Origin of the sequence: Ramlibacter aurantiacus (assembly GCF_016722895.1) — a bacterium.
Classification (GTDB): domain Bacteria; phylum Pseudomonadota; class Gammaproteobacteria; order Burkholderiales; family Burkholderiaceae_C; genus Ramlibacter; species Ramlibacter aurantiacus.
The window spans coordinates 23014-44962 of sequence record NZ_JAEQNA010000012.1 but is presented as its reverse complement, the minus strand read 5'-3'; the positions used below and the strand labels follow the sequence as shown (position 1 = coordinate 44962).

Sequence of the window (21949 nt, the reverse complement as noted above, 5' to 3'; positions counted from 1 at the left end):
AGGTCTTCCGGAGTGGTCCCCCTCGGCGATGTGGGCTATATTTGTTCAGACCGGCAGCACCGCCGACACCTGGAGATACCGGCATGAAAGTCTGCGACATCCTGCGCGTGAAGGGCAACGTGCTCTATACGGTCAGCCCCGACGAACCGATGGAGCGCGCCATCGACATCATGTCGGACAAGGACATCGGCTCGCTGGTCGTGATGGAGCATGCGGACCTGGTGGGCATGCTCACCTTCCGCGAGGTGATCCAGTGCATGGTCAAGCACAAGTCCAACGTGGGCTCGGTGCTGGTGCGATCGGCCATGGACGACCACCCCCTCACCTGCACCAGCGAAACCGAGCTCGACGAGGTGCGCCGCATGATGCTGGACCGGCACGCGCGCTACATGCCGGTGATGGACCGACGCATGCTCATGGGCGTGATCAGCTTCTACGACGTGGCCAAGGCCGTGGTCGACAGCCAGAACTTCGAGAACCGGATGCTCAAGGCGTACATCCGCGACTGGCCCAGCAGCGAGGACGCCCAGCCTTCTGCCCAGCTTTGAGGCGGGATAATCGCCGCTCCTTGCCGCCCAAGATCTGGGGCGGCAACGGCCTGCAAACGGAACCGGAATGAGCGGCAACACCTTCGGCAATCTCTTCGCTGTCACCAATTTCGGTGAATCCCACGGCCCCGCCATCGGCTGCGTGATCGATGGCTGCCCACCTGGCATGGCCTTGGCCGCGACCGACATCCAGCCTGACCTCGACCGTCGCCGTCCCGGCACCAGCCGGCACGTGACCCAGCGGCAGGAAGCCGACCAGGTGGAAATCCTTTCCGGCGTGTACGAGGGCCGAACCACCGGCACCCCCATCTGTCTGTTGATCCGCAACACCGACCAGCGCAGCAAAGACTACAGCGAGATCGCCCAGACCTTCCGCCCCGGCCATGCGGACTACGCCTACCTGCAAAAGTACGGCCTGCGCGATCCACGCGGCGGCGGCCGATCGTCGGCCCGCATGACGGCGCCCATGGTGGCCGCCGGCGCCGTCGCCAAGAAGTGGCTGCGGCAGGCGCATGGCACCGAATTTCGCGGCTGCATGCAGCAACTGGGCGACATCCCGATTCCCTTCGAGGGCTGGGAGTACGTGCCCCGCAATCCCTTCTTCGCTCCGGTGGCCGACGTCTCGCACCTGGAGGCCTACATGGACGCCTTGCGCAAGAGCGGCGATTCCTGTGGCGCGCGCATCCGAGTCATGGCATCGGGCGTGCCCGCCGGTTTGGGTGAGCCGCTCTTCGACAAGCTCGATGCCGACATCGCCTTCGCCATGATGGGCATCAATGCGGTCAAGGGCGTGGAGATCGGCTCCGGCTTCGGCGTGGTCACCCAGCGCGGCAGCGTGCACGGCGATTCGCTCACGCCAGAGGGCTTTGCGACCAACCATGCGGGTGGCGTGCTGGGCGGCATCAGCACCGGCCAGGACCTGGAAGTCTCCATCGCCATCAAGCCCACCAGTTCCATCATCACCCCGCGCGACACCATCGACATCCAGGGGCAGCCCACCCAGGTGATCACCAAGGGGCGGCACGACCCCTGCGTGGGCATCCGCGCCGCCCCCATCGCCGAGGCCATGCTGGCGCTGGTCGTGATGGAGCATGCCCTGCGCCAGCGGGCGCAGAACGCGGACGTGCAGCCGCCGCTGGCGGCGATTCCGGGAGCACGGCCCTGAGCGCCGGCCTCACCCGTGAAGATCCTGCAGGTCCGGGTCAAGCCCAACGCCCGCGCCAGCCTGCTCACGCCGCCGAGTCGTGATGGTGAACCCTGGCTGGTCCAGGTGGCGGCGCCGCCGGTGGACGGCAAGGCCAATGACGAACTCGTGCGCCTGCTGGCCAGCCACTTCGGCTGCAACCGCTCGGCCGTGAAGGTCAAGACAGGGGCCGGGGCGCGGCTGAAGCTGGTTGAGATCGATGGGGACGGCTGAGGGTTTGTCCTCTGCGTGGGGCCGGAACCAGCTCTCTAGGTCGGGGACTACTTCGTGGCTTGTGCGAAGGAGTGTCCAGATGCAAGGTGGTTCCAAGGCGCATCGCCGTGCGATATCGAGTCAAACCGCGCCCGCGGCGAAGCCGCCGCCCAAGACATCAACAGCTTCGGCAGCCCAGTCGGCGCCGGCGCGCCCGGTGTCGCACGCCGGTGCGGCTGGTGCGTCGCTAAGGGATCGCGCGGTTTCGCTGCCGGCGTTGCCCAAGCTCCAGCCAACCCCGGTCGACGACGCGTGGGCGGCCGCCACCATCGCGCGCCTGGAGCAGCTTGCGCACCTGGGCGCCGAGTGGAGGATCGACCTGCTGGTGGAGATCGGAAAAGTCGAGGACCTTTCCTCGCTGTCGGACGATTGCCTGGACCGTCTGCATGCGGCGCTGGCGCAGTGTGGGGCCAGTGAGCGGGTCATCGCCGCAACCAACCTCGAGCGTGCGGGCCGCGCCATTCCGACCGAAGTCAGGCAGCTTCTGGGTGCCGCAGCATCCGGGTCCGGGCAGGCAGACCGCAAGTCGGGGGGGCAAGTCCAGGCCCCCGGACAGCGTGCCCGAGCCAGCAGCGCGGTCCTTCGCCACCTGGTCAAGCTGGACGAACTGTTCAGGACCGCCCGGACGCTGGACACGCGCGCCAATCTCCTGAAAGCCGCGGTCAAGAAGGCAGCGGGTGCATTCGAGTTCTCGTCGCTCCCGTGCCTGAAGCAGCTGCACGCGGCGCTGGACCAGGTCGCCAGAAAGGCGCCCGAATCGGACGCCGAAAGATCAAGCATCCTGTTCGCCGCGAAGCTCAGGAGCCACCTCGGGTTCCTGATCGATGCGCTAAGCGCTGGGCAGCCCGGCTCGGGCGGCGCCAAGCCCCCGAGCACGGCCGGCAGCCCGATGGATGTCATCGACGCCTGCTGGAGCTTGCGCGATCTGTTCGGCCACCTGGCCCCGGACGCTTGCGAGCTGAGCGCCCAAGCAACCGAGTTGATTCGAACCGGAGCGCAAGCGTCCGCCGGCACGGCCGAGCAGCTCGTGCAGCACGAAGGGTTCGAAGTGGCCTCGACCTTTGCGAAGGACTTGCCCCGGGCAACTTACGCTGTGCGCGGCGCCGCGGGCGAAGAGGTCGTTGCCATGAACAAGCGTTCCGAGGGTGCCGTACAGAAGATCTTTCAGGCATTGGGAGGAGACCGTGAGTTGCTCGAGGCGGTGACGCAGGTCGCACAGCAGGCATTTTTCATGGAGTCGGAAAAGGTGATGGACTCTGCGCGCACGACCCCGGTTCGCTATGACGGTAAGCGCGGTAAGTTGGTTTCTTCGGAGAGGCCGCACCCACACTTCGCCATCGAGTTGCGCAAGCCCGGTGTGGCTGCTGTCACGTTGTCGCAGACACCGACCGGCAGCTTGTTTTTTCCGTTCATGACGGGCCGTCTGCCTGACGGAAAGATCGTCGACGTGATGGGTGAGCCGATGGACGTGGATCCCGCCAGCTACTACCGGATCGAGTACACGCTCCTGGTGGACCGGAAGGGCATGCGCCAGCTGGACGGCGACGTGCGGTTCAGCTTTCGCATCATGCCGCCGGAGGTCTGAGCGAGCCGCTACGGCTGGCGCTCCACCGCCTCGCGCACGGCGCGCCCCAGCTCGATCACCGCCATCGCGTAGTAGCTCGAGTGGTTGTAGCGTGTGACGACGTAGAAGTTCTCCGTGCCGGCCACGTAGCTGCTGGGGCCGTCGCCGTTTTCCAGTTCCACCAGCGCCAGCGGCCCCGCATGTCCGGCGGCCGCGCCGTCGAGCAGCGCGCCCTTGGCCTGGAAGCTGGCGGCGCTGAAGGTGGGCAGGATGTCGGGCGCGAGCAGCGTGTCCATGTCCACCGTCTCGGCGTCGAACCGCACCGGGTAATGGGTGGGCATGCCGGTCTGCCAGCCATAGCCCTTGAGGTAGTTGGCCACCGAGCCGATGGCGTCGGCGGCGCTGTTGCGCAGGTCGATGCGGCCGTCGCCGTCGAAGTCCACCGCCCATTTGACCCAGCTGCTCGGCATGAACTGCGGCATGCCCGTGGCGCCGGCGAAACTGCCCAGCGGCTCCAGCGGATCGAGGCTGCGCCGGTGCTGGGTGGACAGGAACTGCTCCAGCTCGCCCCTGAAGTACGCGGCGCGCTCGGCGGCCCGGGGATGGTTCTCGGGGTGGTTGAAGGCGAGGGTGCTCAGGGCATCGATGACGCGGAAGTCCCCCATCTGCCGGCCATAGATGGTCTCCACGCCGATGATCCCGGCGATGATTTCCGCGGGCACCCCGTGCTCGCGCTCGGCCTTGGCCAGCCAGCTCTCGTTCTCCTGCCAGAAGCGCAGGCCGGCGTTGATGCGGAAGTTGTCGATGAAGCGGCTGCGATAGATCGCCCAGTTCTTGCGCGTGCCGGGCTGCGCCGGCTGCATCAGCCGCTGCACCAGTGGCAGTTGCTGCGCCTGCCCGATGGCGCGGCGGGTCCATGCCGGATCGAGCCCCCGGCGCTCGGCCACTTCGTCGGCAAAGCGCATGGCTTCAGGATGGTCGGCATAGGGCAGCCCCTGGCGCGAAGCCGGTGCGCTGCGGACCTTGCGCACCGACGTCTTCTTGATCGCCGACTTCTTCGCCTTCTGCGCGGCGGCAGGAGCGGCCTTCTTGCGGGTCTGGGAATGCGTGCCGGCGCTCGCATGGAGCGGCAGCGCCAGCGCGGCGGCCAGGAGCAGGCCGAAGACGACGGGGTACGACATGGGTGCCTTCAGGAGTGGCGTGGCTGGAGTTGGGCGGGCGGGTGCGAGGAAGGCCAGGGCAGGTGGTCGAATTGTCGCCGCAGCGTGGCCAAGGGCAGCTGCGGTGAACGCGCATAGCGCTGGGCCTCCAGGCGCAGCAGCCAGTCTGCCAAGGCCTGGGCGTCCGCACCGAAGTGCGCCAGGGCCGCCGTGGCGAGTTGCCGCGGTCCGTGGGTGGCGGGCAACGGCAGGCCGCTCTTTTCCAGGCGCTGGCGGGCACGCGCCAGCAATCGCAGCCACGGGTCTTGCCGGCGTCGCTCCCACAGGCTCCAGGCACCGCCTGCCGTTGCTGCCGCGGCGATGACCCAGGCGAGCAGGGCGGCCAAGTCCTTCCAGTCGGGTGATTCGAACCCGAGCTGGCGCAGCAGCGCAAGCTGGCGGCTCTGCGTGTAGTTCAGCACGCGCTGGTTCCAGGCGTTGTTCACCGCCTCCCACACCGAACGCAGGTGCGCGGCCAGCGTGGGGCTCACGGCCGCCATGGTGTTGGCCAGCACGCCGGGCGGCGGTTGCAGCCGCTGGAACGAGCCGATCCGGCCTGGTGCCACCGACGAGGTCGGGTCGATCCGCACCCAACCCTGGCCCTGCAGCCAGACCTCGGTCCAGGCGTGCGCGTCGGATTGGCGCACCACCCACCACCCGTCGATGGGGTTGCGCTCACCGCCCTGGTAGCCGGTCACGATGCGCGACGGAATGTCCATTGCCCGCATCAGCACCACGAAGGCGGACGCGATGTGCTCGCAAAAGCCTTCCTTGCGGTCGAACCAGAATTCGTCGGCGCTGTCCGTGCCGTAGAGGCCTGGCTCCAGCGTGTAGCGGTATCCGCCGGTGCGCAGGCGCTGCAGTGCGGCTTGCACGAGCGCCGCCTTGTCTTGCGGGGCGGCCTGCCGCATCAGTTCGGCGCCGAGTTCCAGCGTCCGGGGGTTGGACCCCGGCGGCAACTCCCGGTATTCCCAGGGCAGGGCGGCGGCGCTGGCCAGCGGGCCCTGTGTCCATTGCAGGTGGCTCTGCGCGTCGTAGCGCAGCAGGTCGGTGACGGGACGCGCCAGCAGCCACTGCAATTCGGGCGTGCCGATCGCCTCGGCATCGGCCACCTCGGGCGCCTGGCCCGCCACGTCCAGCGTCAGCAGCCAGGGGCGGTTGTGCGGCTCGAGCGTGACGCGGTAGCGCACCGGCTCACCCTGCAGCTGGAGCGGTGCACGCCGCTCCATCAGCTGCCGCGGCAGGATGGCCGGGCGCGGGTACAGCGGGCGCCAGCTGCGGCCGTCGAAGCGGCCCAGCACCGGCCCGCGGAAATACAGCTGCGAACGCGGCGGCACCTGGTCGTTTTCGAAGCGCACGCGCAGGGCGATGCTCTCGTCCAGCGCCAGCCGGGCGACGTTGCCCACCTCCATCTGGGCGCTCAGCCCGCTGCGGCCGGTCAGCGCGTCCGCGGGCAAGCCCCACAGCGGAGTCAGCCGCGGGAACAGCACGAAGAGCACGGCCATCACCGGCGCACCGAGCAGCACCATCCTCCCCGCCGTCGCGGCCGACTGGCGCAGGGGTGGGCGCCCGACCGGCAGATGGGCGTTGACCAGCGCCGTGAGGAGCGCCATCAGCCCGACCAGCATCGCGCCGGCGACGGCCAGCGACTGCGAATAGAAGAAGTAGGTGACCAGGGTGAAGAAGCCCAGGAAGAAGATCACGAAGGCATCGCGCCGGGCCCGCAGCTCCAGCGTCTTGAGTGCCAGCAGCACCACCACCAGCGTCACCCCGGCGTCGCGTCCGAGCAGCGTGCCGTGGCTGGCGAAGGTGCCCACGGCTCCGAGCGCGAGCAGGGCCAGCACCCAACGCGCGCGCGGCAGCGGCAGCCCGCGCCAGGCGAGCCGGCCGCGCCACGCCAGCACCGCGGCCACCAGCGCGCTGCACCACAGCGGCAGGTGCGGCGTCAATGGCAGCACGATCCAGGCGATCGCGATCAGCAGGAAGATGGCATCGCGGCCCTCGCGGGGCAGGGCGCCGATGCGGCTGCGAAGCGTGTTCACCCGCACAGCGCCAGCACCTCCAGGCAATGCCGCTTGTGGGCCTCGCCGTTGCCGGGCCGAACCTGCTGGCCCGGCACGCGCAGGCCGTACTCGGCCCCGAGGCGGTCGGCCTGCAGCACCCAGGCGGCCAGCCGCGACAGCCGCTGCTCCAGGTTGCCGGAACCTGCCAGCGCATGGTCCAGCCACAGCTCGGGTCGGCGCGCCTGCTCGTGGTCGCGGCTGACCAGCTCGGTGCTGCGCGCCGACTTCTTCCACACCACCTGCCGGAGCGCGTCGCCCCGGCGGTAGGCGCGCACGCCTTCGAATTCCCGGCCGGCGGCGGCGCGGGCGCTCCCGTGGCCCGCACGGGCCTGCGCGGGCGGCAGCGGCGGCGGCGCCAATTCAGGAGCCGGCCACACCAGCACCCGCGCGGCCGGTTGCCAAACCGTCCAGACCCGGAAGGTGCCCAGCGGGTAGCGGGTCTCCGCGGTCAGCGCAGGCACCCGGTGCAGCCCGCGCCGCGCCGGCTGGAAGGCGACGCAGACGGTGCTGCTGCCCTGTGCCGGAACGTCGCACCAGGCCCATTGCTGGCCGTCGGGCGCCTCGTGCACCGCCACGCCGATGCCGTGCCGGGCCGAGCGGCCATCGTTGGCGATCACCACCCGCAGCTCGGCGCTGGCACCGGCGAACTGCGCTTGCGGCGGCTCCAGGTTCAGGCGCAGGCCGCGCAGCGTGCCGTGGCTCAGGTGCATGCCCACCAGGGCGCTGCCGGCCAGCAGGAAGGTGAGCAGGTATCCGAGATTGAGCTGGTAGTTGATGGAGGCGATCAGCAACACCAGCAGCGTGCCCCCCAGCAACCAGCCGGCGCGGGTGGGCAGGATGTAGACCCGGCGCTGGGTCAGCGCCAGGGTGTCGGTCACCGGCAGGCGCGCAAGCCACCAGCTGCGCAGGCGCTGCCGCACGCGGGTCGGCGTCACGGCAGCGGCACGTCCTCCAGCATGGCGCGCACCTGTTCGACCGGACCCCGGCCGGCCGAGCCCACGGGCACCAGTCGATGGCCAACCGTCTGCGGCAGGATGGCCTGCACGTCGTCGGGCGATACGTAGTCGCGCCCGCCGAGCAGGGCCTGGGCCTTGGCGACCCGCACCACGGCGATCGCGGCGCGGGGCGAGAGCCCCTGCAGGAACCAGCGGCCCGATCGCGTGGCGGCCACCAGGTCCTGCACGTAATCGAGCAGCGGATCGGCGGCGTGCACCTGCTGCACCTGGCGCTGGAGGTCGTCCAGCGCCCCGGGGGTGAGCGCCGCGGACAGCTGCATGACCATCTCGCGACGGTCTTGCCCGCGCAGCAGCTCGCGCTCGGCGGCACGGTCGGGATAGCCCAGCGAGATGCGCATCAGGAAGCGGTCGAGTTGCGACTCGGGCAGGCCGAAGGTGCCGAGCTGGTCCAGCGGGTTCTGCGTGGCGATGACGAAGAAGGGCCGGGGCAGCGGACGGGTTTCGCCCTCGATGGTGACCTGGTGTTCCTCCATCGCTTCGAGCAGCGCGCTCTGGGTCTTGGGGCTGGCGCGATTGATCTCGTCGGCCAGCAGCACCTGCGCGAACACCGGTCCCGGGTGGAAGACGAAGTCTTCCTTGCCGCGGTCGTAGACCGAGACGCCCGACAGGTCGCTGGGCATGAGGTCGGCCGTGAACTGCACGCGCGAGAACTGCAGCCCGAAGGCGCGGGCCAGGGCATGCGCGAGGGTGGTCTTGCCGACGCCCGGCACGTCCTCGATCAGCAGGTGTCCGCCGGCCAGCAGGCAGGCCACGCAGTCGCGGACCTGGACCGATTTGCCCACGATCACCGTGTTAAGCTGATCGAGCAGAGTCGCCAGCTGTCGTTGTGCTTGCATGGAGCACGACGTTATCACCGAATCCCTACCGCCTCTCCCGAGCCGTTCGACCATGCCAGCCCACAGCACCGGGTTTTTCACGCATACCGACTGCCGCCGCCACGAAATGGGGCCCGGTCATCCCGAGTGCCCCGAACGCCTCGACGCCATCGAGGACCGCCTGCTGGCCTGCGGACTGGCCGACGTGCTGGAGCGGCGCGAGGCGCCGCTCGCCTCGCTGGCCGACATCGAACTCGCCCACGACCGCCTGCACGCCGCGGCCCTGCGCGGGCTGCAGGCCGAACTCGAGGAACAGTGCCAGGCCGGCGGACCGGCCTATGCGCACATCGATCCCGACACCGCGCTGAACGCGCACACCTGGACGGCGGCGCTGCGCGCGGCTGGGGCGGCGGTGGCCGCCACCGACGCGGTGATGGCAGGCGAGCTGGCCAATGCGTTCTGCGCCGTGCGACCGCCGGGCCACCACGCCTGCCGCGACCGGGCCATGGGTTTCTGCTTCTTCAACAACGTCGCCATCGCCGCGCGGCATGCGCTGGATCGGCACGGCCTGTCCCGCGTGGCCGTGGTCGATTTCGACGTGCACCACGGCAACGGCACCGAGGACATCCTGGCCGGCGACGAACGCGTGCTGATGGTGGGCATCTTCCAGCAGGGCCTGTATCCGTTCAGCGGCGATCCGCCGCGGGCCGGCAACATGCTCAACGTGCCGGTGCCCGCCTATACCCGTGGTCCGGCCGTGCGTGAACGGGTGGAGCGGCTGTGGCTGCCCCGGCTGGAGAGCTTCAGGCCCGAGATGGTGTTCATCAGCGCCGGTTTCGACGCGCACCGTGACGACGAGCTCGGGCAACTGGGGCTGGTCGAGGACGACTACCGCTGGATCACCGAGCGCGTGCGCGACGTGGCGCTGCGCCACGCCCGAGGCCGCATCGTCTCGTGCCTGGAAGGCGGCTACGACCTGCAGGCCCTGGGTACCAGCGTCGAGGCGCACCTGCGCGCCCTGGCCGACCTGTGAGGCCGGTGATCATCGAGAACCTGCTGCGGCAGGTGGGTCAGCCGGCCATGTTGTGGCAGGTGCTCGCGCTGCTGGCCAGCCTGGCGATCGCCGGCGGGGTGGCGTGGGCCGTCGGCCGCAGCCGGGGCGGCCAGTCCGTGTGGTTCGGCCGATTCATCGTCGATGGCCTGCTGTTCCCGTTGCTGGCACTCGCGCTGACCTACAGCTCCTTGCTGGCGCTCCAGCCTCACCAGGGCGTGGCGCTGCTGCGCATCGCGGTGCCGGTGCTGATGTCCCTGGCCGGCATCCGCTTCCTGGCGCGCGTGCTCACGCTGGTGTTCCCGGCTTCGCATTTCGCCCGTCTGGTCGAGCGACTGTTTTCCTGGGTGGCCTGGCTGGCGGCCGTGCTCTGGATCGCCGGGTTGCTCCCCACGGTGCTGGCCGAAATGGAGTCCATCCGTTTCGGCATCGGCCGCAGCCGCTTCACCCTGTTGGGCCTGCTGCAGGGGGTGTTGTCCGCGGGCGCGGTGCTGGTGGTGGCCTTGTGGGTCTCCGCCGCGCTGGAGCAGCGCGTGATGCAACGTGCCACGGGCGACCTGTCGCTGCGCCGGGTGGCGGCCAACGTGCTGCGATCGGGGCTGCTGGTCATCGGCCTGCTGGTGGCGCTGTCGATGCTCGGCGTCGACCTCACCGCGTTGTCGGTGCTTGGCGGCGCCATCGGCGTCGGCCTGGGCTTCGGCCTGCAGAAGCTCGCGTCCAATTACGTCAGCGGCTTCGTCATCCTGTTCGAGCGCAGCCTGCGCATCGGCGACATGGTGCGCGTGGACAACTTCGAGGGGCAGGTGATGGACATCAAGACCCGTTACACCCTCATCCGCGCACCCAACGGGCGCGAGTCGATCGTGCCCAACGAGAAGCTCATCACCGAGCGTATCGAGAACCTGTCGCTGGCCGACACGCTTATCCTGCTGAGCACCGACGTCACCGTGGCGTATGCGAGCGACCTCGACCAGGTGCAGCGCGTCCTGTGCGCGGCCGCCGCCGGCTGTTCCCGCATCCTCGCGGAGCCGGCCCCGGCCGCGCGGCTCTTGCGCTTCGGCCCCGACGGGCTCGAGTTCCAGCTCACATACTGGATCAACGATCCGGCCAACGGACAGGCCAACGTGCGATCCGACGTCAACCTCGCTGCGCTGCGCGGGCTGCGCGAAGCCGGCATCGAGATCCCGTACCCGCAGCGGGTGGTCCACATGGCGCAGGCGCCTGCAGCGCGCGGCTGAGCCGCGCTCGCTGCACCGCCGCATAGAATGGCCCAGGTTTCTTAAGCGGACTCTGAACGCGTGGCCGTGGGTCGCGGGCGGGTTCAGGGCTCTCGAGGTTTCATTCGACAGAGGAGCTCCCCAGCATGAAGGTCCTGGTACCGGTGAAGCGGGTGGTGGACTACAACGTCAAGGTCCGGGTCAAGTCGGACCAGACGGGTGTGGACATCGCCAACGTCAAGATGAGCATGAACCCCTTCGACGAAATCGCCGTCGAAGAGGCGGTGCGGCTCAAGGAAAAAGGCGCGGTCACCGAGGTGATCGCCGTCTCGTGCGGCGTCACCGCCTGCCAGGAGACGCTGCGCACCGCCATGGCCATCGGCGCCGACCGCGCCATCCTGGTGGAAACGTCCGAGGAGCTGCAGCCGCTGGCGGTGGCCAAGCTGCTCAAGGCGCTGGTCGACAAGGAGCAGCCGCAACTCGTGATCCTGGGCAAGCAGGCCATCGACGACGACTGCAACCAGACCGGCCAGATGCTGGCCGCGCTGTGCGACGTGCCGCAGGCCACCTTCGCCTCCAAGATCGAAGTGGCCGACGGCAAGGCCCGCGTCACGCGCGAGGTCGATGGTGGCCTGGAGACGCTCGAGGTCTCGCTGCCGGCGGTGGTCACCACCGACCTGCGCCTGAACGAGCCGCGCTACGTGACGCTGCCCAACATCATGAAGGCCAAGAAGAAGCAACTCGACGTGCTCAAGCCCGAGGACCTGGGCGTCGATGTGGCGCCGCGCCTGAAGACGCTCAAGGTCACCGAGCCGCCCAAGCGCGGCGCCGGTATCAAGGTCCCCGACGTGGCCACGCTGGTGGACAAGTTGAGGAACGAAGCGAAGGTGATTTGAGGAGCCGCAGGAACAACCATGACATCGCTCGTCATCGCAGAACACGACAACGCGTCCATCAAGGGCGCGACGCTGAACACCGTGACCGCTGCCGCCGCCTGCGGCGGTGAAGTCCATGTGCTGGTGGCTGGCCACAACGCCGGCGCCGCTGCCGAAGCCGCTGGCCGCATCGCCGGCGTGGCCAAGGTGATCCACGCCGACGCGGCCTATTTCGAGCACGGCTTGGCCGAGAACGTGGCGGCGCAGGTGCTGGCGCTTGCCGGCGACTACAGCCACATCCTGTTCCCGGCCACCGCCAGCGGCAAGAACATCGCCCCGCGCGTGGCGGCCAAGCTCGATGTGGCGCAGGTGTCCGACATCACCCGCGTCGACGGCCCCGACACCTTCGAGCGGCCCATCTACGCCGGCAACGCCATGGCCGTGGTGCAAAGCGGCGACTCGGTGAAGGTGATCACCGTGCGCACCACCGGCTTCGACGCCGCGGCCGCCAGCGGTGGCAGCGCCACGGTGCAGAAGGTCGATGCCGCGCCCGAGAATGGCAAGAGCCGCTTCGTTGGCCAGGAGATCGCCAAGAGCGACCGGCCCGAGCTCACGGCCGCCAAGGTCATCGTGTCGGGCGGCCGCGCGCTCGGCTCCTCCGAGAAGTTCAACGAGGTCATGACCCCGCTGGCCGACAAGCTCGGCGCCGCCCTGGGCGCCAGCCGGGCGGCGGTGGACGCTGGCTACGCGCCCAACGACTGGCAGGTCGGGCAGACCGGCAAGATCGTGGCGCCCCAGCTCTACGTGGCCTGCGGCATCTCGGGCGCCATCCAGCACCTGGCGGGCATGAAGGACTCCAAGGTCATCGTGGCCATCAACAAGGACCCCGAGGCACCCATCTTCAGCGTGGCCGACTATGGCCTCGAAGCGGATCTGTTCCAGGCGGTGCCGGAGTTGACGGCGAAGCTTTGAGAGCCAGGGTTTAGGTCTAGGGCCTGGGTTCCAGGGCTAGGGAAACAGCCGATGCGCCCGGCCGGCGTGCGCTTCAGTCTTGGAGCCACTCCGGTCCCTGATCCCTAACCCCAGCCCCCAACCCCTAGAACAATGCCCTACCACGCCCCTCTGAAGGACCTGCTGTTCGACATCCGGCACCTGGCCGGCATCGATGACATCGCCCGCATGCCGGGTCTGGAAGAAGCGGGCTTCGACACGGCCCGGGCGGTGCTGGAGGAATGTGCGCGGTTCAATGAAGAGGTGGTGGCGCCGCTCAACGTCAGCGGTGACCGCGAGCCTGCTCGCTGGGACCAGGGGCAGGTGCAGACCTCGCCCGGCTTCCGCGAAGCCTACCGTCAGTACACGCAGGGCGGCTGGCAGGGGCTGCAGCATCCCGCGGAACATGGCGGGCAGGGCCTGCCCAAGACCATTGGCGCCGCCTGCGCCGAGATGCTCAACTCGGCCAACCTGAGCTTCGCGCTCTGCCCGCTGCTGACCGACGGTGCGGTGGAGGCGCTGCTCACCGCGGGGTCGGACGAACTCCAGGCCACCTACCTGCCGCGCCTGGTGAGCGGTGAGTGGACCGGAACCATGAACCTGACCGAGCCGCAGGCCGGCAGCGACCTGGCCCTGGTGCGCACACGGGCCGAACCCCAGCCCGACGGCAGCTACCGCGTCTTCGGCACCAAGATCTTCATCACCTACGGCGAGCACGACCTGGCCGCCAACATCGTGCACCTGGTGCTGGCACGCGTCACCGGCGCACCCGAGGGCGTCAAGGGCATCAGCCTGTTCGTGGTGCCCAAGTTCCTGGTCAACCCCGACGGCACGCTGGGCGCACGCAACGACGTGCAGTGCGTGAGCATCGAGCACAAGCTGGGCATCAAGGCGTCGCCCACCGCGGTGCTGCAGTACGGCGAACAGGGCGGGGCGGTGGGCTACCTGGTGGGCGAGGAGAACCGCGGCCTGGAGTACATGTTCATCATGATGAACGCGGCGCGCTACGCGGTGGGCGTGCAGGGCATCGCGATCGCCGAGCGGGCCTACCAGCAGGCCGCGGCCTTCGCGCGCGAGCGGGTGCAGTCGCGGCCGGTGGACGGCAGCCTGCCCGCCAGCGCCCCCATCGTCCACCACCCCGACGTGCGGCGAATGCTCATGACCATGCGCGCTGTCACCGAAGGCTGCCGGGCACTGGCCGTGGTGGTGGCGGGCGCCTACGACCGGGCCCATCACCACCCCGACGAGCAGGTGCGGCGGCAGAACCAGGCGTTCCACGATTTCCTGGTGCCCATCGTCAAGGGCTACAGCACGGAGGCCGGCGTCGAGGTCGCTTCCTTGGGTGTGCAGGTGCACGGCGGCATGGGGTTCATCGAGGAAACCGGTGCGGCCCAGCATTACCGCGACGCCCGTATCCTGCCCATCTACGAAGGCACGACGGCCATCCAGGCCAACGACCTGGTGGGGCGCAAGACGGTGCGCGACGGCGGGCAGACGGCCCGGGCCATCGCGGCCCAGGTGGAGCGAACCGAAGGCGAACTGGCGCGGCTGGACCTGCCTGCGGCCCGCGCCATGCACATGCGCCTGGGCGCGGCCCGTCAGGCATTCCTCGAGGTGGTCGACTTCATGGTCGGCCGGGCCAAGGCCGAGCCCAACGCCGCCTATGCCGGCTCGGTGACCTACCTCATGCTCGCGGGGCAACTGCTGGTGGGCTGGCAGTTGGCGCGCTCGCTGCTGGTGGCGCAGGCGCTGCTGGCGCAGGGCGAGGCGGCCGACTTCATGAAGGCCAAGATCGGCACCGCGCACTTCTTTGCCGACCATGTGCTCTCGCGCGCACCCGGCCTCAGGGACAGCATCGTCGAGGGCGGCGACAGCGTGATGGCCCTGCCGCCCGAGGCGTTCTGAGCGCCATGCAGGGCGCCACCCGCATGCCCGAGGCGTTTCTCGGCCTGCGCCTGCCGGTGATCGCCGCACCCATGTTCATCATCAGCCACCCCGCGCTGGTGATCGAGCAGTGCAAGGCGGGCGTGATCGGCTCCATGCCGGCCCTCAACGCGCGACCGGCCTCGCAGCTCGACGAGTGGCTGCACGAGATCCGCGAAGCCCTGGCGGCGCACGACCGGGCGCACCCGGAGCGGCCCGCCGCCCCCTTTGCCGTCAACCAGATCGTGCACCGGAGCAACGACCGGCTCGAACAGGACATGCAGATGCTGGTCAAGCACCGGGTGCCGGTGGTCATCACCTCGCTGGGGGCGCGCACCGACGTCAACGAGGCGGTGCATGCGTATGGCGGCGTGGTGATGCACGACGTCATCGACAACGGCTTCGCCCGCAAGGCCGTCGAGAAAGGCGCCGATGGCTTGATCGCGGTGGCGGCCGGCGCCGGGGGCCACGCCGGCACGCGCAGCCCGTTCGCGCTGGTGCAGGAAATCCGCCGCTGGTTCGACGGCCCCATTGCGCTGTCGGGCGCCATTGCGCATGGCGGCGCCGTGCTGGCCGCGCAGGCCATGGGGGCCGACCTGGCCTATGTCGGGTCGGCCTTCATCGCCACCCACGAGGCGCGTGCGTCACAGGCCTACAAGCAGGCCGTGGTGGACGGCAGCAGCGACGACATCGTCAACTCCAGCCTCTTCACCGGTGTGGCCGGCAATTACCTGAAGCCTTCGATCCGCGCGGCCGGGCTCGACCCGGACCACCTGCCCGAGAGCGACCCGAGCCGCATGAACTTCGGCAACGCCGGCGCCCTCAAGGCCTGGAAGGACATCTGGGGCTGCGGCCAGGGCATCGGCGCGGTGGACCGGGTGCTCGGCGCCGCCGAACTCGTGGAGCGGCTGGCCCGCGAGTATCAGGAGGCCCGGGCCCGGCTCTGCGGCGGCTCGCCGGGTGGCGGGGCCAGGTAGCTCAGTTCGGTGGCACGGCCCCAGAACACCCGGTACAGGAAGACCGAGTACACGATGATCACCGGCAGCGTGATGGCCACGCCCACGAAGATGATCACCAGGCTCTCGTGCGCGCTGGCGGCCTGCCAGACCGTCATGCGGTCCAGCACGATGTAGGGATAGATGCTGTAGGCCAGGCCCAGGAAGGCCAGCACGAAGATCAGCACCGTGCTGGCGAAGACCACCCAGCCATAGCCCGCGGCCACGACGGCCGGGCGGCGCAGCACGTGCCATGCCGCCAGCAGCCCGAGCGCGCAGGCCACCGGGATGGGCAGCAGGGCGATGATGTCGGGCATGCTGAACCACTTGTCGAACACGGTCGGGCTCACCAGGGGCGTGGCCGCCGAGATCGCCAGCAGCGCGAGTGCCATGGGCCACAAGGCTCGACGGCCCCAGGCCATGGCCTTGTGCTGCAGCTCGTCCCAGGTCTTCATGATGAGCCAGCCGGCGCCGAGGACGACATAGGCGGTCGGCAGGGTCAGTGCGATCAGCGCCGAGAAGGCGAGCGACCAGCCGCTCGTGTCGAAGCCGGTGAGATAGCTGCCCAGCATCCAGCCCTGCGCCATGGCCGCGAGCAGCGAGCCGGCGGCGAAGAGGGCGTTCCACATGCCCTTGTAGGCCGCACGCCCCTTGATCCGGAAGTCGAAGGACACGCCGCGCAGGATCAAGGCCACGAGCATCACGGCCACCGGCAGGTACAGCGTGGAGAGCACCAGCCCGTGTGCCCGTGGGAAGGCGATCAGCAGCACCCCGATGCCCAGCACCAGCCAGGTCTCGTTGGCGTCCCAGAACGGGCCGATGCTGGACACCATGATGTCCTTCTCGGCATCGGTGGCCAGGGGCAGCAGGATGCCCACGCCGAGGTCGTAGCCGTCGAGCACGACATAGGCGAGCAGCGACAACCCCATCACGCCCATGAAGATCAGGGGCAGCAGTTCGGGCCAGGTGATGTCCATTTCGGTTCCTCTTCAGTTTCTCCAGGATGCAGCGCGACAGCGGGCCACTTCAGCGCGCCGCCGCGCAGCGGCAGGCCCGCCAGTACCACCGCGGAACCGGTTTCGCCGGGCCGCTGGTGGCGCCCCCCGGGGGCAGCAGGCGGCAAGCCGCTTCGGGGGGATCTCATGTCAGGTGGGACCGCCCAGCGGCACGGCGGCGCGGGCACCTTGCGGGGAGGCCGGGACCGGCATCGCCGGGTGCTTGGCCATGTACATCAGCACCAGCACATAGGCGACCAGCAGGAACAGGTACAGCGCCAGGTAGGCCACGAACGTGCTCAGCACCATGCCGGGTGCGTGCGGCGCCACCATGTCCGCCACCTTGTAGAGGCCGTACACCATGAATGGCTGGCGCCCGATCTCGGTCACGTACCAGCCGGCCAGCGTGGCCACCCAGCCGGAGAAGGTCATGCCGGCGAGCACGCGCAGCTGCCAGCGCGCCAGCGGCACCTGCTCCACGTGCGGTGAAGGCCGTCCCTCCGATGCCGGCTGCACTCGGCGCATCTTGCGGCCGTAGCGCCAGAGCGTCCAGGCCATCCACCACGACACCGCCAGCATCAGCAGGCCCACCCCGACCATGACCCGGAAACTCCAGAACACCGGGGCCACCGGCGGATGCTCGCCCTTGAACTCGCTCAGGCCCTTGAGCTCGGCATCGATGTCGTGCGCCAGGATCAGGCTGGCCAGGCCCGGCACGGTGATCGCGTAGTCGGTGCGGCCCTCGACCTCGTTGGGCAGGCCGAACAAGGTCAGCGGCGCACGTCGCTCGGTGTGCCAGATGCCTTCGATGGCGGCGATCTTGGCCGGCTGGTGCTCCAGTGTGTTCAGCCCGTGCAGGTCGCCCGCGACGATCTGCAGCGGAATGGCGATCGCCGCCGCCACGACGCCGGCAACCAGCGCCTTCTGCGTGCCGGCGTTCGTGGTGCGCCGCAGGATCTGGTAGGCCGACAGCCCCGCGATCAGGAAGCTGGCCGTGAGGGTGGACGCCAGCAGCATGTGCACCAGGCGGTACGGGAAGGACGGGTTGAAGACGATCTGAAACCAGCTCTCGGCATGGGCCACGCCGTCTTCGATGCGGAAGCCCGCGGGCGTCTGCATCCAGGAGTTCAGGCTCAGGATCCAGAAGGCCGAGAGCGTGGTGCCCAGGGCCACCATCAGCGTCGCGACCATGTGCACGCGGTCGGACACGCGGCCGCGTCCGAACAGCATGATCCCGAGGAAGCTCGCCTCCAGGAAGAACGCGGTCAGCACCTCATAACCCAGCAGGGGGCCTGCGATGTTGCCGACCTTTTCCATGTAGCCCGGCCAGTTGGTGCCGAATTGGAAGCTCATGACCACCCCGGACACCACGCCGAGCGCGAAGCTCAGGGCGAAGACCTTGGTCCAGAGGTAATAGGCCTCTTCCCACGCCTGGGCGGCGGGCGTGCCGCGCGCGGCCGAATAGCGCAGGCGGAAATACACCAGGAACCAGCACAGGGCGATGTTGATCGCCGGAAACAGGATGTGGAAGCTGATGTTCGCCGCGAACTGCATGCGAGACAGGAGCAGGGTGTCCATCGTTCAGTTCTCCTTGGAAGGCTTGCGGCCGGTCACCCGGTCCTTGAGTTCGAGCACCCGCGTCACGGTGCTGCCCATCCCCATGAGCTGCAGCGCGGTCTCGGGCGAGAGCTTCTGCACGTCATCGAGCCACCGCAGCAGGCGGTCGATCAGATCGTGCATCTGGCGCATGCGTTCCTGCGCGTGGCGGTCGGACTCGTTGGCGGGTTCCTCCATCAGCGCGCTGCGCAGCATCGACAGCGTGGGTTCGATCTCGCGGCGGCGACGCTCTTCGGCCAGCACCCGGAAGATCTCCCACACGTCCGCCGGTGCCTCGAAGTACTCGCGCCGGTCCCCGGGCTGGTGTTTCAGGCGCACCAGCCGCCATGACTGCAGCTCCTTCAGCCCCATGCTCACGTTGGAGCGCGAGAACTCCAGCGTTTCGGCGATCTCGTCGGCATTGAGCGCCCGCTCGGAAATGAAGATCAGCGCATAGATCTGGCCGACGGTGCGGTTGATGCCCCAGCGGCTGCCCATCTCGCCGAAGTGCGCGACGAACTCCCGGCTCAGGCGCGGAAGACGGTCTTGGAGTGACATGGGCAGCGATTATGGCCGTTCCTCATGAACTTTCAGGAAGTACTGAAATTTCGGAAATCCGTTAAGGGCATGTGTACTGGCGAAAGCCTTGTCGATACCGCACCGAATTGCCATACTGGATGCATGAACAGCTATTCGAGTGACCCTGTGCAAGTGGCCGTTCCGCTATCTGCGATCAAGGGTCGAGGCGCGGCCACCCGGCTGCCGCACCGCTTCCAGACCGAGGCCCGCGAGCTCTTCGACGACGGCTGGCCGGCCGACCCGGACGATCCGGAAGGGCTGCCGCCGCCGGCCACGCAGCTGAGCTGGGAGCAGCCGCGCAGCGTCATCAGCCACAACGATTCACCCGACATCTTCTTCGAGCAGTCGCTCAACCCCTACCGAGGTTGCGAGCACGGTTGCATCTATTGCTACGCCCGGCCGACCCACAGCTACCTGAACCTCTCGCCGGGGCTGGACTTCGAGACGCGCCTGATCGCCAAGCGCGGCGTCGCCGAGCAACTGCGCCGCGAGCTGGCCAATCCGCGCTACGTGGCACGCCCCCTGGCCCTCGGCACCGTCACCGATTGCTATCAACCGATCGAACGCGAGCTGCGGCTGACGCGTTCGGTGATCGAGGTGCTGTCGGCGTGCCGGCATCCGCTGACCCTGGTGACCAAGTCGAGCGGCGTGGAGCGCGACATCGACCTGCTGGCACCCATGGCGCGCCAGCGGCTGGCGGGCGTGTACATCACCGTCACCACGCTTGACGCCGAGCTCGCCCGCCGCCTCGAGCCCCGCGCCGCCGCGCCCCATCGCCGGCTGCGCACCATCCGCGCGCTGGCGCAGGCGGGCATTCCAGTGGGGGTGAGCCTGGCGCCGCAGATTCCCTTCCTCACCGAGGACATGGAGCAGGTGCTGCAGGCGGCTTGGGAGGCCGGGGCGCGCAGCGCCTTCTATCACGTGCTGAGGCTGCCCTGGGAAGTCGCGCCGCTGTTTCGCCAATGGCTGCAGCTGCACTACCCGCAGCGGGCGCAGCGGGTGATGGCGAGGGTCCAGGACATGCGTGGCGGCAAGGACTACGACGCCAACTTCGCCACCCGCATGAAGGGCAGCGGGCCGTGGGCGCAGCTGATCGGGCAGCGGTTCCGCAAGGCCTGCGAGCGCCTGGGCTTCAACCGGGAACGGCTGGCGCTGGACGTGTCGGCGTTCCGCCATCCTGCGCTGGACGGACAGCAGGGACTGTTTTGAAGGAGGTCAGCGGCGCATCCAGTGCAGCAGCACCGCACCGCCGATCACCAGCGTCGCCAGCACCAAGGCCTTGAGGTTGGCCCGCAGCTGGGCCGGGCCGGTCAGTCGGCGCAGCTGCGTGTTCCACAGCACCAGCATCGGCAGCAGGCCCAGCACCGCCAGCATCAGCGGCACCCGCCAGCCGATCAGGCTGGCCCACCCCGGAAAGACCCAGTAGGACTGAGCCAGCGACATCGGGTCCGCGGGGGTGCCGCCCTGCAACCAGGCGCCGGTGGTCACCGCCGCAGCCAGCATGAGCAGGCCGGAGGCCACGGGCTTGAAGGTCCGGCGCCAGCACAGGGCGCTCAGTGCCAGCGCCGTGACCGCACCGGTGACCACGGCGGTGGCTGCCGCGGCGGCCATGGCTGACGCCTGTGGATCGAGCAGGGCCCGCCACAGCGCCACGTTGCACGCAACTCCGATCCACAGGCTCACCGCGAAGACGGCCCAGCCCGGGTGCGGGGCGAGCCGGGCCTCGCCGGGCATGAGGATCGTGGAATAGCCGGTGGTGCGGAACAGCTTGAGCGTCATGAGCTCGCCATTCTTGGCCTCAGCCGTGGCGGCGGCAAGCCGCAGCAGGCATGGCGTTGCGTGCAGGGTTCACCTGGCATTCCATCCGCCCCGGCTCAGGCGCTGAAAAAGCCCTTCAGCTTGTCGGTCCAGCTGCCTTCACTGGGCGTGTGCTTGGCCCCGCCCTTGCGCAGCGACTCGTCCAGGTCCTTGAGCAGCTTGCGCTGGTGCTCGGACAACTTCACCGGCACCTCGACGCTGATGTGGCAGTACAGGTCGCCGGGGTAGCTGGAGCGCACGCCCTTGATGCCCTTGCCGCGCAGGCGGAACTGCTTGCCGTGCTGGGTGCCCTCGGGAATCTCGATCACGGCCTTGCCCGCCAGCGTGGGCACCTCGATCTCGCCGCCCAGCGACGCACGGGTGATGCTCACAGGCACCACGCAGTGAAGGTCGTCGCCGTCGCGCTCGAAGATCTCGTGTTTCTTCAGCCGGATCTCGATATACAGGTCGCCCGGCGGCCCGCCGTTCATCCCCGGCTCGCCGTTGCCGGCGCTGCGGATGCGCATGCCGTCGTCGATGCCGGCGGGGATCTTCACCTCCAGCGTCTTCTGCTTCTTCACCTTGCCCTGGCCATTGCAGTTGGGGCAGGGCTCGGGAATGATGCGGCCGGTGCCGCGGCACTGCGGGCAGGTCTGCTGCACGCTGAAGAAGCCCTGGCGCATCTGCACCACGCCCTGGCCGTGGCAGGACGAGCAGGTCTTGGCCTGCGTGCCGGGCCGTGCGCCATTGCCGTGGCAGACGTCGCACGATTCCCAGGTCGGAATGCGGATCTGCGCTTCCTTGCCGGCAGCCGCTTCCTCCAGTGTGACTTCCATCGCATAGGACAGGTCGCTGCCCCGGAACACCTGCCTGCCACCAGGGCGGCCACCGGCGCGGCCCTGGCCGAAGATGTCGCCGAAGATGTCCCCGAAGGCCTCGGCGAAGCCGCCATAGCCCTCCGCGCCCGGGCCGCCGCGCATGTTGGGATCCACCCCCGCATGACCGAACTGGTCATAGGCGGTGCGCTTTTCGGCATCGGAGAGCATCTCGTAGGCCTCCTTGGCCTCCTTGAACTTGCTCTCCGCTTCCTTGGCGGCATCACCCTGGTTGCGGTCAGGGTGGTACTTCATCGCCAGCTTGCGATAGGACTTCTTGATCTCGTCGTCCGAGGCGTTCTTGGGCACGCCCAGGACTTCGTAGTAATCGCGTTTGGTCGCCATGTTGTTTCGTCACCGATGCAGCAAAAAAGCCGCGTTGACCGGAAAGGCCA

20 protein-coding genes are annotated in these 21949 nt (G+C 68.9%); 11 read left to right on the top strand and 9 right to left on the bottom strand.

Annotated features, from left to right (window positions below; all coding sequences use genetic code 11):
• Positions 1-83 precede the first annotated feature (83 nt).
• The 4 genes from JI739_RS22785 to JI739_RS22770 all read left to right on the top strand — a co-directional run bounded on the left by JI739_RS22785 (position 84) and on the right by JI739_RS22770 (position 3589).
• Entirely contained in the window at positions 84-548 is a 465-nt protein-coding gene (locus JI739_RS22785; RefSeq protein ID WP_201686321.1) for a CBS domain-containing protein, read from the top strand.
• Between the two features lie 67 nt (positions 549-615).
• Positions 616-1713 (top strand): chorismate synthase, encoded by a 1098-nt coding sequence (gene aroC / locus JI739_RS22780; protein ID WP_201686320.1) that lies wholly within the window; start codon positions 616-618, stop codon positions 1711-1713.
• Between the two features lie 15 nt (positions 1714-1728).
• Positions 1729-1965: a DUF167 domain-containing protein gene (locus tag JI739_RS22775; RefSeq protein WP_201686319.1), complete on the top strand. Its 237-nt coding sequence runs from the start codon at positions 1729-1731 to the stop codon at positions 1963-1965.
• 79 nt (positions 1966-2044) lie between these two features.
• Positions 2045-3589 (top strand): hypothetical protein, encoded by a 1545-nt coding sequence (locus JI739_RS22770; protein ID WP_201686318.1) that lies wholly within the window; start codon positions 2045-2047, stop codon positions 3587-3589.
• Between the two features lie 8 nt (positions 3590-3597).
• Here JI739_RS22770 and mltB read toward each other — a convergent pair whose 3' ends face one another.
• The 4 genes from mltB to JI739_RS22750 are packed head-to-tail and all read right to left on the bottom strand — an operon-like array spanning position 3598 to position 8682.
• Positions 3598-4749, bottom strand: a complete 1152-nt coding sequence (gene mltB, locus JI739_RS22765) for a lytic murein transglycosylase B (RefSeq protein ID WP_201686317.1) — start codon at positions 4747-4749, stop codon at positions 3598-3600.
• Positions 4750-4757: 8 nt separating this feature from the next.
• Positions 4758-6809: a transglutaminase TgpA family protein gene (locus tag JI739_RS22760; RefSeq protein WP_201686316.1), complete on the bottom strand. Its 2052-nt coding sequence runs from the start codon at positions 6807-6809 to the stop codon at positions 4758-4760.
• Positions 6806-7765, bottom strand: a complete 960-nt coding sequence (locus JI739_RS22755) for a DUF58 domain-containing protein (RefSeq protein WP_201686315.1) — start codon at positions 7763-7765, stop codon at positions 6806-6808. The genes JI739_RS22760 and JI739_RS22755 overlap by 4 nt, the downstream gene beginning before the upstream one ends.
• On the bottom strand, positions 7762-8682 hold the full coding sequence (locus tag JI739_RS22750; protein WP_201686314.1) for an AAA family ATPase: 921 nt from the start codon (positions 8680-8682) through the stop codon (positions 7762-7764). Before JI739_RS22750 ends, JI739_RS22755 begins: the two co-directional genes overlap by 4 nt.
• Before the next feature lie 52 nt (positions 8683-8734).
• Between JI739_RS22750 and JI739_RS22745 the strand changes: the two genes are divergently transcribed.
• The 6 genes from JI739_RS22745 to JI739_RS22720 all read left to right on the top strand — a co-directional run bounded on the left by JI739_RS22745 (position 8735) and on the right by JI739_RS22720 (position 15694).
• Complete coding sequence (locus JI739_RS22745; protein WP_201686313.1) at positions 8735-9694, top strand: histone deacetylase family protein; 960 nt, start codon at positions 8735-8737, stop codon at positions 9692-9694.
• Between the two features lie 47 nt (positions 9695-9741).
• Positions 9742-10950: a mechanosensitive ion channel family protein gene (locus tag JI739_RS22740; RefSeq protein ID WP_201686377.1), complete on the top strand. Its 1209-nt coding sequence runs from the start codon at positions 9742-9744 to the stop codon at positions 10948-10950.
• A 125-nt stretch (positions 10951-11075) separates the two neighbouring features.
• Positions 11076-11825, top strand: coding sequence for an electron transfer flavoprotein subunit beta/FixA family protein (locus JI739_RS22735; protein ID WP_201686312.1), 750 nt, complete (start codon positions 11076-11078; stop codon positions 11823-11825).
• An 18-nt stretch (positions 11826-11843) separates the two neighbouring features.
• On the top strand, positions 11844-12776 hold the full coding sequence (locus JI739_RS22730) for an electron transfer flavoprotein subunit alpha/FixB family protein (RefSeq protein ID WP_201686311.1): 933 nt from the start codon (positions 11844-11846) through the stop codon (positions 12774-12776).
• A gap of 132 nt (positions 12777-12908) precedes the next feature.
• A complete protein-coding gene (locus JI739_RS22725) occupies positions 12909-14699 on the top strand; it encodes an acyl-CoA dehydrogenase family protein (RefSeq protein WP_201686310.1) in 1791 nt (596 codons plus the stop codon).
• Positions 14700-14704: 5 nt separating this feature from the next.
• The gene (locus tag JI739_RS22720) at positions 14705-15694 is read left to right on the top strand and encodes an NAD(P)H-dependent flavin oxidoreductase (RefSeq protein ID WP_201686309.1); all 990 of its coding nucleotides are present in this window, start codon (positions 14705-14707) and stop codon (positions 15692-15694) included.
• Here the strand turns inward: JI739_RS22720 and JI739_RS22715 are convergent.
• The 3 genes from JI739_RS22715 to JI739_RS22705 all read right to left on the bottom strand — a co-directional run bounded on the left by JI739_RS22715 (position 15640) and on the right by JI739_RS22705 (position 18861).
• Positions 15640-16689 (bottom strand): cytochrome d ubiquinol oxidase subunit II, encoded by a 1050-nt coding sequence (locus JI739_RS22715; RefSeq protein ID WP_201686308.1) that lies wholly within the window; start codon positions 16687-16689, stop codon positions 15640-15642. The two genes, JI739_RS22720 and JI739_RS22715, sit on opposite strands and share 55 nt — an antisense overlap.
• A gap of 168 nt (positions 16690-16857) precedes the next feature.
• Complete coding sequence (locus tag JI739_RS22710; protein ID WP_201686307.1) at positions 16858-18285, bottom strand: cytochrome ubiquinol oxidase subunit I; 1428 nt, start codon at positions 18283-18285, stop codon at positions 16858-16860.
• Positions 18286-18288: 3 nt separating this feature from the next.
• Entirely contained in the window at positions 18289-18861 is a 573-nt protein-coding gene (locus tag JI739_RS22705) for a GbsR/MarR family transcriptional regulator (protein WP_201686306.1), read from the bottom strand.
• Positions 18862-18984: 123 nt separating this feature from the next.
• Between JI739_RS22705 and JI739_RS22700 the strand changes: the two genes are divergently transcribed.
• Positions 18985-20091, top strand: coding sequence for a PA0069 family radical SAM protein (locus tag JI739_RS22700; protein ID WP_201686305.1), 1107 nt, complete (start codon positions 18985-18987; stop codon positions 20089-20091).
• A 6-nt stretch (positions 20092-20097) separates the two neighbouring features.
• On the opposite strand, the gene JI739_RS22695 is transcribed toward JI739_RS22700, so the two are convergent.
• Together JI739_RS22695 and dnaJ are read right to left on the bottom strand one after the other, a co-directional pair.
• Positions 20098-20661, bottom strand: a complete 564-nt coding sequence (locus tag JI739_RS22695; protein WP_201686304.1) for a hypothetical protein — start codon at positions 20659-20661, stop codon at positions 20098-20100.
• A 95-nt stretch (positions 20662-20756) separates the two neighbouring features.
• Positions 20757-21899, bottom strand: a complete 1143-nt coding sequence (dnaJ, locus tag JI739_RS22690) for a molecular chaperone DnaJ (protein WP_201686303.1) — start codon at positions 21897-21899, stop codon at positions 20757-20759.
• Between the last annotated feature and the right edge of the window lie 50 nt (positions 21900-21949).